8 protein-coding genes, 2 tRNA genes and 3 rRNA genes are annotated in these 13874 nt (G+C 64.3%); 4 read left to right on the top strand and 9 right to left on the bottom strand.

All coding sequences use genetic code 11. The features are described from left to right. Positions 1–2 precede the first annotated feature (2 nt). On the bottom strand, positions 3–1364 hold the full coding sequence (locus NKT36_RS09645; protein WP_327050835.1) for a cytochrome P450: 1362 nt from the start codon (positions 1362–1364) through the stop codon (positions 3–5). Positions 1365–1446: 82 nt separating this feature from the next. Here NKT36_RS09645 and NKT36_RS09640 point away from each other — a divergent pair, with 82 nt between their 5' ends. Further along, positions 1447–2100, top strand: coding sequence for a helix-turn-helix domain-containing protein (locus NKT36_RS09640; RefSeq protein ID WP_327050834.1), 654 nt, complete (start codon positions 1447–1449; stop codon positions 2098–2100). Positions 2101–2409: 309 nt separating this feature from the next. Beyond that, entirely contained in the window at positions 2410–3567 is a 1158-nt protein-coding gene (locus tag NKT36_RS09635; RefSeq protein WP_327050833.1) for a CAP domain-containing protein, read from the top strand. Between the two features lie 402 nt (positions 3568–3969). Here the strand turns inward: NKT36_RS09635 and NKT36_RS09630 are convergent, their stop codons facing one another. Beyond that, on the bottom strand, positions 3970–4212 hold the full coding sequence (locus NKT36_RS09630; RefSeq protein WP_327050832.1) for a hypothetical protein: 243 nt from the start codon (positions 4210–4212) through the stop codon (positions 3970–3972). A 292-nt stretch (positions 4213–4504) separates the two neighbouring features. On the opposite strand from NKT36_RS09630, the gene gnd reads away from it, so the two are divergent. Continuing rightward, entirely contained in the window at positions 4505–5398 is an 894-nt protein-coding gene (gene gnd, locus NKT36_RS09625) for a phosphogluconate dehydrogenase (NAD(+)-dependent, decarboxylating) (protein ID WP_327050831.1), read from the top strand. A gap of 19 nt (positions 5399–5417) precedes the next feature. Here the strand turns inward: gnd and NKT36_RS09620 are convergent, their stop codons facing one another. Further along, positions 5418–5783, bottom strand: a complete 366-nt coding sequence (locus tag NKT36_RS09620) for a NifU family protein (RefSeq protein WP_327050830.1) — start codon at positions 5781–5783, stop codon at positions 5418–5420. Between the two features lie 195 nt (positions 5784–5978). Here NKT36_RS09620 and NKT36_RS09615 point away from each other — a divergent pair, with 195 nt between their 5' ends. Next, on the top strand, positions 5979–6716 hold the full coding sequence (locus tag NKT36_RS09615; RefSeq protein WP_327050829.1) for a cation:proton antiporter domain-containing protein: 738 nt from the start codon (positions 5979–5981) through the stop codon (positions 6714–6716). A 378-nt stretch (positions 6717–7094) separates the two neighbouring features. Here the strand turns inward: NKT36_RS09615 and NKT36_RS09610 are convergent, their stop codons facing one another. The 6 genes from NKT36_RS09610 to NKT36_RS09585 form a co-directional block, all read right to left on the bottom strand. Then, the gene (locus NKT36_RS09610) at positions 7095–7679 is read right to left on the bottom strand and encodes a hypothetical protein (protein ID WP_327050828.1); all 585 of its coding nucleotides are present in this window, start codon (positions 7677–7679) and stop codon (positions 7095–7097) included. Between the two features lie 162 nt (positions 7680–7841). Then, a tRNA-Cys gene (locus NKT36_RS09605) sits at positions 7842–7917 on the bottom strand. A 124-nt stretch (positions 7918–8041) separates the two neighbouring features. After that, positions 8042–8163: ribosomal RNA gene (gene rrf, locus NKT36_RS09600) — 5S ribosomal RNA — on the bottom strand. 121 nt (positions 8164–8284) lie between these two features. Further along, positions 8285–11199, bottom strand: a 23S ribosomal RNA gene (locus NKT36_RS09595). Between the two features lie 197 nt (positions 11200–11396). Then, positions 11397–11468 (bottom strand) — tRNA-Ala (locus NKT36_RS09590). 143 nt (positions 11469–11611) lie between these two features. Further along, positions 11612–13083: ribosomal RNA gene (locus NKT36_RS09585) — 16S ribosomal RNA — on the bottom strand. Together the 16S, 23S and 5S rRNA genes with 2 tRNA genes alongside form the textbook arrangement of a ribosomal RNA operon. Between the last annotated feature and the right edge of the window lie 791 nt (positions 13084–13874).

The raw sequence follows: 13874 nt of genomic DNA, 5'->3' as shown, positions 1-13874 counted from the left end.
CCTTACCGCTCGGTGACGACCATCTCGACGTCGCCCTCGGGTTCCATCGTCGTCCCCATCCGGCGGTCGAGCGGGCCGTCGTCAACGCGGTCGAGCGTGACCCGCTGGGCCATCGTCGCCAGGACGAGTTGCAGTTCGGCGTACGCGAAACGCATGCCGATGCAGTGGCGAGGACCGCCGCCGAACGGGAAGTAGGCGTAGTCCGGCAGCGATTCCGCCATCTCCTCGGTCCAGCGCGCCGGGCGGAACGCCTCGGGGTCGTCGAACCACCGCTCGTCGTTGTGAATCTCGAACTGCGGGAGGGTGAGCGTCGTCCCCTCGGGGACGCGGTAGCCACCGATCTCGACGTCCTCGCGCGCCTCGCGGAAGACGACGTACGCAGGCGGGTAGCGCCGCAGGGTCTCCTTGACGACGAGCTCGGTGTACTCCAGGTCGGCGAGATCGGCCATCGTCGGCCGGTCGCCGCCGAGCACGTCCGCGAGTTCGGCGTGCAGTTTCTCGCGGGCGTCCGGATTCTCCGAGAGGCAGACCCAGGCGTAGGTGAGCGCGAGCGACGTCGTCTCGTGGCCGGCGAACAGGAAGGTGGCCAGTTCGTCGCGCAGGTCGGACTCCGACATGGTCTCGCCGTCGTCGTCGGTCGCAGTGAGCAGGATGGAGAGGAAGTCGTCCCCTGCCTCGTCCGCGCCCCGGCTCTGGGCGATCAGGTCGGCGATGACGTCGTCGAAGTCGTCGACGGCGCGCCGGAACCGGCGGTTGGTCGGCGTCGGCACCCAGTCGGGGAGGAAGGCGTCGACGGACCCCGCGTCGGCCTTGTCGTTGATGGCGCGCGTCGCGTCGCGGATGGCCGACGACCGGCCGCGGACGTCCAGGTCGAACAGCGAGCTGGCGAGGATGGCGAGCGTGAGCTCCTTCATCCCCGGGAGGACGCTGACGGTCTCCCCGTCGTCCCACGACGCCGCCCGCTCGGCGGCGAAGTCGGCCATGTCGGCGGCGTACGACGCGATGCGCTCGCGGTAGAAGGCCGGCTGCATCCGCGTGCGCTGGCGGCGCCAGTGGTCGCCCTCGCTCAGGAGAAGCCCGTTGCCCAGGAAGTCGCCCGCGTCCTGGACGAACTCGCTCTTGCCGAACGACGCCTCGTCGGTGACCAGCACCTGCTCGACGTGGTCGGGATGGAGGAGCGTGCAGAACTCCTCGCCGGCCACCGAGTACGACACCACGTCGCCGTACTCCGCGAGGCCGTCGTAGAACGCGAACGGGTCGCGGACGAACTGGACGGTGTTGCCGGCGACCGGAACGCCGTCGGGGCGCGGCGGGAGCGGTCTGTCCTCGATGCGCTCGCCGGAATGGGACTCTGACGATGTCATACGTAGATTTCGGAGCGCCTCGCCGAAGCCGGTTCTCGCGAAGCCACTAGAGCCTTTAAGAGGCGTGTCCGTAGCTGCTCGCATGAAATACCTCCACCTGACGCTCTACCACCCGCCGGAGCAGCGCAATCCGATGCGGGAGTTCGTGATGGAGCACGACGACCTCGAACGGGCGGAGTTGCTGAACTGGAACCTCTCCCATCCCGAGTACGACTACCTCCTCTTCCGCATCGTCGGCGACCCGGAGCCCTACGCCGCGGCGCTCGACGAATCGCCGCTGATACGGGCCTTCGACGTGACGACACTCGACGACGAGTCGTTCTACGCCTACCTCGAACACGAGAAGCGCGACGTCGACGGCCGGTTCAGGGCCGCGTTCGCGGAGACCAGCCTGCTGGTCGTCCCGCCCATCGTCTACACCGGCGAGGGAGCGATGGCGATGGAGATCGTCGGCCGCCCGGCGGACATGCAGGGGACGATGGACGACCTCCCCGCCGACATCGAGGTCGACGTGGACCAGGTCGGCGAGTACGACGCGTCGCGGGTCCGCTTCACGTCGCTGCTGACCGACCGCCAGCGCGAGTCGCTCGCCGCCGCCGTCGAGACCGGGTACTACGACGTACCGCGCACGGGAACCGTCGAGGACGTCGCCGCCGAACTGGACTGCGCGCCCAGCACCGCCTCCACACATCTCCGGAAAGCCGAATCGCGGATAGTGCAGGAACTGGTGGCGTAGCGCCGCCGCGCACCGACGAGACGACGGACGCGGGGGACCAGCGAACGGCCGACCGGCCGACGCTGGCTCACGATTCGAAGAAAACAAGCCTATCCCCAACCCAGACACCATACTCTTTAACGTGTCCCTGGTTTTTCATCTGCAATCAGATATGCAACCCCGAGTATACAAAAAATTATATCGCAAGGGCAGAGAGAGTTACTCGCGATGGCATGGCACGCCAGCACGACCAGACACCGGCAGTGGCGACGCTGCCACGAGACGCACAGTGATACGACCGACGGCGCGACCGCGGAGGGGAGCTAACCGATGGCCGACGCGGGGAGCTCTCGGATGGTCGCGCTGGCGACGGTGGCGCTGCTGCTGGTGAGCAGCGTCGGCGCACCGGTCGCCGCGACGACCACCGCCGCGCAGGGCGACCGGGCCGGGACGGCGGACGACGGCGGGTCGCTCGTCACCGCGATAGCCGACCTGCTGTCCGACTGGGACCTCGACGCGGTCCTGAACCCGCTGGTCGACGCATTCGCCGACGCGTTCGCGTCGACCGACGAGCAGTCGGCGGACGACGCGGCGGACGCGACGACCACGACCCCCGACAGCACGACCACGTCGGAGCCGACCACCGACGACGGTGCGTCGCCGGTCACGTCGGCACCCACGACCACCACCCCCGAGACGACGTCGGCACCAGACAGCACGACGACGCCGGACAGTACGACGACGCCGGAGACCACCACGACACCGACGCCGACGACCACCGCGACTCCGGATACCACGACGACCACTCCCGACACCACCACGACACCGACGCCGACGACCACTCCCGACACCACCACGACACCGACGCCGACGACCACTCCCGACACCACCACGACACCGACGCCGACGACCACTCCCGACACCACCACGACACCGACGCCGACGACCACTCCCGACACCACCACGACACCGACGCCGACGACCACTCCCGACACCACCACGACGACTGCTCCGTCCGACGATGACGGCCTGGACCGGGGCGAGGTCGAGCGGCTGATACACCAGTACGTCAACGACGAGCGCACCGAGCGCGGGCTGAACGCGCTCTCGTTCGACGCCGACCTCCGCGCGATCGCACGCTCGCACAGCGAGGACATGGCGACGCGGGGGTACTTCTCGCACGTCTCCCCTGAGGGCGACGACTTCTCGGACCGCTACCGCCAGTTCGGCTACGAGTGTCGCGCGCCCACCGGCGACGGCACCTACCTCACCGGCGGCGAGAACATCGCCCAGACGTGGTACGACACGCCGGTCAGCGGCGGCGTCCAGTACACCACGGAGGCGGAACTCGCCCGCGGCATCGTGAACCAGTGGATGAACTCCTCGGGCCACCGGGAGAACATCCTCGCCGACGCCTGGCGCAACGAGGGCATCGGCGTCGCCGTCACCGACGAAGGGAAGGTGTACGCCACGCAGAACTTCTGCTGACGCGGCCCTCCACCCGCATCGCCCGACTCGCTTTTTTCGCGGACGCTTCGGACCTCGCGGTCGGAGCGGACGCCACGGTCCGAGCGGTGGCCAGCAGTGGCCGCGGCGCTCGTCCGGTCGGTCGGCTGCTGTGCTGGAAGGCGCTGGTGCGCCGGGAGGACGAGACGAAACGCAGCGCTACCTTCGGAAGCGTCGGCTCGACGCCGCCGGAATCGGTCCCGCGAGCCCTCGCCGGGTGGCGTTCCGGCGCTCCGTCGTGCTCGAAGCGTCGTCGTCAGGTTCCGGCCGGGTGGCAGGAGGGTAGGGGTACGCGAACGACACCCCCGGCTCACCGCAGGGGGTCGGCGAGTCCGGGGGCGAGACGTTCGAGCGGTGCGGACGTGTCGCGCCGGGGATGGTCGTTCACCGGCAGCGGGAGGGGCCGACGAGGCGAGTGTCGAGGAACGGGGACCGAAACGGCGGCAACCGCGTCGCACCGTTCTGGACCGTCTGCTGGGTGTCGTTCGACGGCAGGTAGTGCTCGACGCCGTGGTGGTGGATGGTGTCCCCGCGTCGTTCGACGTTCGCGTCGAGTCGCTCGCGGTTCGCCCAGGGGGAAGCGCAACCGCAGGTCGACTCGCCGTTCGAAGAACGGACCCCGACCATCGCCGGCGACGGACGCGGCGTCCAGTCGTCACTGCGCCCGGGTGGTCGTCGTCGGTCCGTGCCTCGCGGAGCACCATCGATAGCTAAATTTAGCCCGACACGCTTTGTTATGAGTCGATTGATACGGTTGGTACTGTCGACAGACCGCGCTTGACGAAGGGACGGCGCACGGTCGGTCGCGTCACGACACCGGGTAGGAAGGACGGACGCCCCGGGTCAGACGGCCTGCCTGGCGACGGTCGCCGCGCGGCGAATCGCAACCACTACGACCTGCCGCGCGCAGTCTCCACGCATGCAACTGGGCGTCATCGGACTGGGCCGCATGGGTCGCATCGTGGTGGACCGCACGCTCGACGCCGGCCACGACGTGGTCGCGTTCGACCTCGACGAAGAGGCCGTCGCGTCGGCCGCCGAGGCGGGCGCAGAACCCGCCGACTCCGTCACCGACCTCGCGGAGCGACTGGGCGACGAGAAGCGCATCTGGCTGATGGTACCCGCCGGGGAACCGGTTGACGCCGCGCTCGACGACCTCGAACCGCACCTCGACGGCGACGACGTCGTCGTCGACGGTGGCAACTCCTACTTCGAGGACTCGGTGCGTCGCGCGGAGTCGACCCCGGCGGCGTACCTCGACTGCGGGACCAGCGGCGGCCCCGCCGGCGCGGAACTCGGCTTCTCGCTGATGGTCGGCGGGCCGGAGTGGGCCTACGAGGAGCTCGCGCCCGTCTTCGACGCGGTTGCGACCGGGCCGGCGGGCCACGACCGGATGGGCCCCGCCGGGTCGGGCCACTACGTCAAGATGGTCCACAACGGGGTGGAGTACGCGCTGATGCAGGCGTACGGCGAAGGGTTCGAACTGCTGCACCGCGGCCGCTACGACCTCGACCTCGAAGCGGTCGCGCGGACGTGGAACAACGGCGCGGTCATCCGCTCCTGGCTGCTGGAGCTCTGCGAGGAGGCGTTCCGCGAGGAGGGGAACGACCTCGGCGACGTCGCCGACTTCGTCGCCGGCGGGTCGACCGGCACCTGGACCGTCCAGGAGGCGCTCGAACAGGAGGTGCCGGTGCCGCTCATCTACGAGGCGCTGTCCGAGCGGTTCGACTCGCGCGAGGATCGGTTCGCCCGCCGGCTGGCGAACCGCCTGCGCTACGGCTTCGGCCGCCACGAGGTCGCGCGCGAAGAGTAGCGAAGTAGCGCGAAGGAGCTTAGAAGTGGTCGTCGCGCGGCGCGCCCTCACCGCGGCCGCCGCGGCCGCCCTCGTTGCGGTCGATGCCCATCACGCTCTCCGGCTGGTCGAGCGTCCAGTCGCCGCCGTCGTCGGCGACGCGCACGACCACGTCGTCCACCTCGTCGAACTCCTTCGCGAGGTCGACCTTGATGTTCTGGGTCGTGCGCGGGCTGATGGCACAGCCGCTGCACGCGCCGCCGAGTTCGACGACGACCTCGCCGTCCGCCGGGTCGGCCTTCCGCACCGCGCTGGTGCCGCCGTGCATCTGGATGATCGGCATCTGGGCGGTGAGCCAGCGCTCGACCCGCGCCTCGAGGGTGTCCACGGTGTCTGTGTCCGTCATGCTGGTTCTCCCCGGACGTAGCGCCTCCAGGTACGGGAAGCTTTGGATTGGGGTCGGACCCCCGGCGAGTTTATTTCGCTCCACGTGGTAGCAGACCACCGGTATCGGGGTTCTGTCGACGCCACGGGGGCCAGCGCCGCCAGTCGTAGCACACCGAGCACGGCGTCGCCGGACCCCCTCGAACCGCGTCACGCCATGGCCGCGATAGACCCGCTCGGACACCACGAACTGTTCGTCGTCATCGTCCAGTTGCTGGTGTTGCTGGCGGTCGCGCGCGGGCTCGGGGAGCTGTTCAGCGCCGCCAGCCAGCCCGCGGTCGTCGGCGAGTTGCTGGCGGGCGTCCTGCTCGGACCGTCCGTGCTCGGCGTCGTCGCCCCCTCGGCCTACGACGCGCTGTTCGCGGTGTCGGAAGCGCAGTTCCACCTCCTCGAGGTCGTCGCCTGGCTCGGCCTGCTGATGCTGCTCGTCGTCACGGGCCTGGAGACCGACCTCGACCTCGTGCTGGCGCGGAGACGCACCGCGCTGGTGCTCTCGGTCGGCGGCATCACCGTCCCGTTCGCGACCGGGTTCGCGCTCGGCTGGGTGCTCCCCGCGACGTTCGTCGCGAGCCCGGACCAGCGCCTCGTCTTCAGCCTGTTCGTCGCGACGGCGATGAGCATCTCCGCCATCCCGGTGATAGCGAAGGTGCTGCTCGAACTCGACGCGCTGCAGCGCGACGTCGGACAGTTGATACTGGCGGCCGGGATGGTCGACGACACCATCGGGTGGATACTGCTCGCCACGGTGGCGGGGCTGGCGCGGCGCGGCGTCGTCGACCTCGTCGTCCTCGGGAGCAACTGGCGGCCGCTCTCCCGACGGGCGTTCCTCGGCCACCGCGTCGAGTACGTCGTCAGGAACGCCGACTGCCCCGTCGCGGTCCTCAGCTCCCGCTGACCCAGCCCGCCGTCGTGGAACCCGGTTCTCACAGCCCCCAGAAGACGACGATGCCGGCCACCGTCGCCACCGACAGCAACACCTGCAGCGGCGCGCCGACGCGGAAGTGGTCCGTGAACGGGTAGCCGCCAGAAGAACCCTCGTCCGTCCGTCACTTCTCCAGTCAGCCAGCCGATACGTGTACTGTCAGCCCCGTCGAACGTCGATGTCACCCCGCTGTCACCGTCGTAGCCACCTGGCTTGCGCGCTCGCCGACGAGCGGTGCGCTCTCCGGCCGGCGGAACCTCGAACCGTCCTCGAGACGATGAGACGATCTGATCGAGCGAGGGCGGGCGTAGAAAGAGTAGATACGACCCCAGTATAGCTGTCGTATCTCGATTACCTGTCGACAGTGGAGTCACGGAGGTCCTCGCGTTCGTCCCTCAGTACGACACCGGGGTTGGGATGCTGATCGGCGTCTTCCGCGATTTCGCCCCGGTCACGAAGGTCTGCCAGTTCGGCCTTCACTTCGTCTCGGTCGGTTCGTCCGACCACTGCGATCGCGTCGAGCAGTGGCTGCTCGGGTACGCCAGGACCGGAACCGCCTTGCCCAACGTCGTCCTTGAACTCCGGCACCTCTTCCTGGATAAAGTCGACGTACTTCCGGACATCGGTCGTCCCGCCGAGTCGGTCGTGCCACTCTGCTGGATACCGGCTGATCCTCCCCGGATCGAGTCTGTAAAGGCTGTCCCCGCCGGACCACGTTCGCGAGTCAGTGAGGCGGGACTCTACCTCTTCGTGAAAGGCGTCGACGTCGGGGCCGCCTCCAACGCTCGTGGAGAACGGGTCAGCGTAGCGGTCGATCGTTTCTCGTGGGACGCCTGGTTGCGTGTGGGAGTGAAACCGTTCGACGAGTACGACCAGACCGTCGAGGCGCAGCGTCTGATTGATGCCATCGAGCACTCGCTCGTCTGTCTCGGTCACGGTGGGAAATCTCTGTGAGTGTGCATAGTTACAGTGGCCAACAGCACTGGATTGGCCAGCAAAAGGCAAGAGCCGGATTTGAACAGGGGAAAGACGCTGTCGCTCGTCTTTCCTGATTCAAGTCGGCGTTGCGTTCGCTCCTCACGTCCGTTCGTCGCAGAAAGCCAAGGGCCGGATTTGAACCGGCGGTGGGCGGCTCTGCAGGCCGCTGCGTTAGGCCGGACTCTGCCACCTTGGCGCAGTTGCTGCTACTGGCTTCGACCGCATAAGGATAGCGGTCTCGACCAGTACAGCGGTTCTGTATAAATGAAGAAAGCCCACGACCCGGGATGGGCCGTGGGCTCTGAAAGCGGTGATATGAGTGGGGGCGGCGAACCGGATTTCCCAGAGGCTCGCGCACTCCAGTACTCGCCGGAACGCAGGCGGGCTTATCTGCCGTGTTCGGGATGGGTACGGGAGGAACCCCGCCGCTGTGGCCGCCTTAACGCCGACTCGCGGAATCGAACCGCGATCATCGCCAGTGTCGGTGGTCCAAACTGACCGTATGTAGTGCAATCCAGTTAGCGCCTGGACCCGTTCGGTGGGACCAGTTCTAATGCGGTATGAATGTGTGGCATCGATCTGTTAGTGCTCGCGGGCTGAACGCCTCGTTGCCTCGGCGCGTACACCCCGAGTCTATCGAACTCGTCTTCTACGAGTGATCTCAGTGGTATCTCTTTTCCATGTGGGTTTCGAGCTTAGATGCATTCAGCTCTTACCCCGTGTTGCGTGGCTGCCCGGCACGCGCCCTTCCGGACGACCGGTACACCAGTGGCAACCATTCGTAGTTCCTCTCGTACTATACGAACGTTCACGTCAGATACCGTGACACCCCCAATAGATAGCAGCCGACCTGTCTCACGACGGTCTAAACCCAGCTCACGACCTCCTTTAATAGGCGAACAACCTCACCCTTGCCCGCTTCTGCACGGGCAGGATGGAGGGAACCGACATCGAGGTAGCAAGCCACTCGGTCGATATGTGCTCTTGCGAGTGACGACTCTGTTATCCCTAAGGTAGCTTTTCTGTCAGCAACCGCCCGCATCAAGCAGGCTGGTTGGTTCGCTAGACCACGCTTTCGCGTCAGCGTCCCTCGTTGTGTAGGACACTGTCAGACTTCCTTGTGCTCTTGCGCTCTTCGTCGCGTCTCCGACGCGACTGAGGAAATCTTGGGGCACGCTCGATATCTTTTCGAGCGTGTACCGCCCCAGTCAAACTGCCCGGCTACCGGTGTCCTCCGCCAGGAGTGAGGGTCACAGTCACTAACGGGTAGTATTTCAATGCTGCCTCGGTGGCCCGCTAGCGCGGGTACCTGTGTGGTGGCTCCTACCTATGCTGCACATTAGCGACCGTGTCCCAGCGACAGCCTGCAGTAAAGCTCTATAGGGTCTTCGCTTCCCCTTGGGGGTCTCCAGACTCCGCACTGGAACGTACAGTTCACCGGGCCCAACGTTGGGACAGTGGCGCTCTCGTTGATCCATTCATGCAAGCCGCTACTGAAGCGGCAAGGTACTACGCTACCTTAAGAGGGTCATAGTTACCCCCGCCGTTAACGGGTCCTTCGTCCCATTGTACTGGGTGTTCAGATACCCGCACTGGGCAGGATTCAGTGACCGTACGAGTCCTTGCGGATTTGCGGTCACCTATGTTGTTACTAGACAGTCGGAGCGCCCGAGTCACTGCGACCTGCTCCTATCCGGAGCAGGCATCCCTTATCGCGAACTTACGGGACTAACTTGCCGAATTCCCTAACGTCGGTTGCTCCCGACAGGCCTTGGCTTTCGCCGCCAGAGTACCTGTGTCGGATCTCGGTACGGACGCTATGCTCCCTTTTCACGGGCTCTAGGTTGAACTGACTTGCGCTGTCCCGCCGTTCGTCCGCTTCCTGCCATTACGGCTTCCACGGAGTTGGACGGTTCGACCGGGCGAAAGCCCGGTTCAGTCTACCCCAAAGCGTCGGTTTCGATGCATAGCGGCACAGGAATATTAACCTGTTTCCCTGTTGTCTCGCTCGAATTGCGACGAGACTTAGGACCGGCTAACCCTCGGCTGATTGGCATTGCCGAGGAACCCTTACTCATGAGGCCGTCGGGGGTCTAACCCGACTAACGCTGCTACTATGGCCAGGATTTTCGTTTCTGGACGGTCCACGCGACCTCTCGGCCGTGCTTCCACCCGGACAGAACGCCAACCTACTGGATCACCATGTTACTGGTGCCGCCAGGTCTCGGTGGCGGACTTGAGCCCCGATCATTTTCGGCGCCCCAAACCTCGGCCGGTAAGCTGTTACGCTTTTCTTAGAGGGTAGCTGCTTCTAAGCTCACCTCCCGGCTGTCTAGGGCTCGGGACCACCTTCGATCGCACTTAGTCCGCACTTGGGGACCTTAACCCAGCTCTGGGTTGTCTCCCTCCTGGTGCACAGGCTTACCCCGCACACCGGATTCCCTGCGTCAGCGGTGTTCGTAGGTTTGGAGTTCGACAGGGAGGCCGACTCCTCTCGGAGGCGGATCTCCCAATCGGTCGCTCTACCCCACGAACTACCTCGGCAGAGGTCATGCTTCGACATGTTTCGGTTGGAACCAGCTGTTGCCGGATTCGATGGGCCTTTCACCCCTACACGCAGGTCACGGGAGGGTATTGTAGGACACCATCCCTAACAGGCTTCCACGTGGCTTTCGCCACGCTTCACCTTGCCCACGCGTAGATCATCCGGTTTCGGGTCGTATCTGTTTGACTCCCCGCCCTTGAAGACGGCGGCCCTGGTCGTAAGACTGCGGCCATGTTGGTTTCCCTCTGCCTACCTCGATACACGAGTTAGGCTTGCCAAACAAATACACTCCCTGGCTCGTTTTTCAAAACGTACGACAGAACACCGGCTCCTGCTGGGTCCTACTGCGAGCTCGCGCTCGTGTCGTTTTCCAGCAGGCCTTTTGTGCCCTGTCGCTCCATCGCCAACTGATTTCAGGCCCTATTGCACCTCCCTTTTCGGGGTGCTTTTCAGCGTTCGCTCACGCTACTTGTTCGCTATCGGTCTCGAGTCGTATTCAGTCTTAGCGGTCGATGCCCGCTACCTTCACGAGGGATATCCGACCCCCGCTACTCTGGAGCTGACGCACACCATACTGATTCTCACTACGGGGCTGTCGCCCTGTGTCGCGCTCTGTTCCAAGAGACTTCGTGAGACGGTTCCGGTGCTGAGTGTCAGTCCGTACACCACATTGCCCGAAGGCTTCGGTTTGGACTGGGTCGCGTTCACTCGCCGTTACTGACGACATCGCGTTTGCTTTCTGTTCCTGCCGGTACTGAGATGTTTCAATTCCCGGCGTTCCCCATTGCGCGAGGCAATTGCGGTGGGGATTCCCATTCGGAGATCCTGAGTTCTTCGCCTCCGTGCGGCTCCCTCAGGCTTATCGCAGCTTGGCACGTCCGTCGTCGGCGCTCGAGCCGAGCCATCCACCAGTTGGCACAGTAGCCACGTTGTGTGGATTCGCATTCGTCGGTACTGGTACCCGCTGAACGGGTCCAGTGGACGCCTGGATTGCACGTACATACGGTCGTCATCACACGTCCCGGTGGTAAGGGGAGCGTGTTTGAACCCTTCCCATCCACGCTTTCACGGGATGGTGCATCGGTCGTTGATCCGGACCTGAACGGCGAACCGTTCGAGGCCCGAAGCGATGGACCCACTGGGATTTGAACCCAGGGCATCCTCCTTGCAAAGGAGGCACTCTACCACTGAGCTATGGGCCCACCTCGCCTTGCGGCGAGGGCATCGTTAGCCTTGGCAGTTCAAAGGTGCCCGACCAGCGGAATGGTCGAGGTCGTCGAGGAACCCTCGTTGCCACGTAGAACGTGGCAGGTGGGCCAGGCGCGACGGCCTGGTCCCGTTCGTTAGGAGGTGATCCAGCCGCAGATTCCCCTACGGCTACCTTGTTACGACTTAAGCCCCCTTGCGAAGCCCAGATTCGACCACCGCATGGTGGCCTCATCCGGACCTCACTCGGGTGCTTTGACGGGCGGTGTGTGCAAGGAGCAGGGACGTATTCACCGCGCTCTTCTGAAGCGCGATTACTACCGAATCCAGCTTCATGAGGGCGAGTTTCAGCCCTCAATCCGAACTACGACCGAGTTTAGGAGATTAGCGCCACCTCTCGGTGTGGCATCCCACTGTCTCGATCATTGTAGCCCGCGTGTAGCCCAGCTCATTCGGGGCATACTGACCTACCGTTGCCCGTTCCTTCCTCCAGTTTGGCACTGGCAGTCCTCCTAATGTACCCAGCTACCACAAGGGTACTGCTGGCAATTAGGAGTGCGGGTCTCGCTCGTTGCCTGACTTAACAGGACGCCTCACGGTACGAGCTGACGGCGGCCATGCACCTCCTCTCAGTAGCTCAGGTAAGATCATCAACCTGACCGTCACTGCTACTGTCGGAGCTGGTGAGATGTCCGGCGTTGAGTCCAATTAAACCGCAGGCTCCTCCGGTTGTAGTGCTCCCCCGCCAATTCCTTTAAGTTTCATCCTTGCAGACGTACTTCCCAGGCGGCCCGCTTCTCGGCTTCCCTACGGCACAGCGCAGGCTCGTAGCCTGCGCCACACCTAGCGGGCATCGTTTACAGCTAGGACTACCCGGGTATCTAATCCGGTTCGTGACCCTAGCTTTCGTCCCTCACCGTCGGGTCCGTCTTCCTGAGGCGCTTTCGCCACCGGCGGTCCGTCCAGGATTACAGGATTTCACTCCTACCCCGGACGTACCCCTCAGGTCTTCCGGCCCCAAGCCGACTGGTTTCCACCGGACGCCTGCTCGTTAGGCGAGCAGATTTCCCGATGGACCTGTTCGGCCGGCTACGGACGCTTTAGGCCCAATAATAGCGGCCATCACTCGGGCTGCCGGTATTACCGCGGCGGCTGGCACCGGTCTTGCCCAGCCCTTATTCGTACACCACCTTACGGTGTACAAAAGCGAGGACTATATGCCCTCGCACTCGGAGTTCCCTTATCGCACTGTCGTGCAGTGTAAAGTTTTCGCGCCTGCTGCGCCCCGTAGGGCCTGGATTCTTGTCTCAGAATCCATCTCCGGGCTCTTGCTCTCACAACCCGTACCGATTATCGGCACGGTGGGCCGTTACCCCACCGTCTACCTAATCGGCCGCAGCCACATCCTATGGCGCCGGAACGTTTCCAGCTCCCCGCATTCCAGCGTGGAAGCCTTATTCGGGATTAGCCTCAGTTTCCCGAGGTTATCCCGATCCATAGGGTAGTTTGGCCACGTGTCACTGAGCTATCTGCCACGAGTCTGAACTCGTGCGACTAGCATGGCTAAAGCGAACTCCGATAGCAATGGCCTCCGGCAGGATCAACCGGAATGGTTTCCGAGCGTGATGCTCGGTGGGTCTGGCGGAGACACTATGCGTAATGCATGTGCTATGTGGTCCGTCAGTTCGACGACCCCAGACCGATCCGCTGGTCGGGTGTCACCGAACTGCCAAGGCTAACATCAGATCCCATCGTGTACGGCGGACCGCAGGGGTGGAATCCTCATTTCCTCCGGACCTATTCGTAGGCTGGGAAGGGACTTAAGCCCTTCGAACCGCCTCCGACAGGTGGGCGACCCCCACCAGATCGGTCCGGGACTGCGGAACGAGTTGAACGTTCCGCGAATCACGTCGTCTTTCTTCGCGTTCTTACCCAACGCCCCGGTTTTACTTAAGGGCGTCGGATTCCGCTCGCCCTCGGCGGAAGCCGCCGAAGGCGCGTCGTATCCAATCCGAGTGCCCCGTATTACTTAAGGGCGTCGGATTAGGAGTGCATCCGGTCGTCCAAACCGCCGGACGCCGTCGACATCCAATCTGAACGACCCTATACATTTAAGGGCATCGGATCGGCGTGCGTTCGCCCGAGCCTCCGAGCGCCTTACTTGAAGGCGTCGGATTCGGGCGTCCACCCGGCGGGGGAAACCACCGGGCGGCGTTCGCATTTCTACGAATGGCAGGGTTACACTTAAGACCGTCGAAGGAAACGTCCTTCGAGATATATTGACTAACAACGGTGCCCGAACTCGACGGGCGACGCACGAACACGGGAGGAACGACTCGATCGGCGACGAGTGACGAACTACGGAGCTCTCGAAGTAGTAGCGCACCACTGTTGCGCGGGTG

Source organism: Halomicrococcus gelatinilyticus, assembly GCA_024227995.1.
Lineage (GTDB): Archaea > Halobacteriota > Halobacteria > Halobacteriales > Haladaptataceae > Halomicrococcus > Halomicrococcus gelatinilyticus.
The sequence above is the reverse complement of the archived record's forward strand: the minus strand, read 5'-3'. Positions and strand labels throughout refer to the sequence as shown.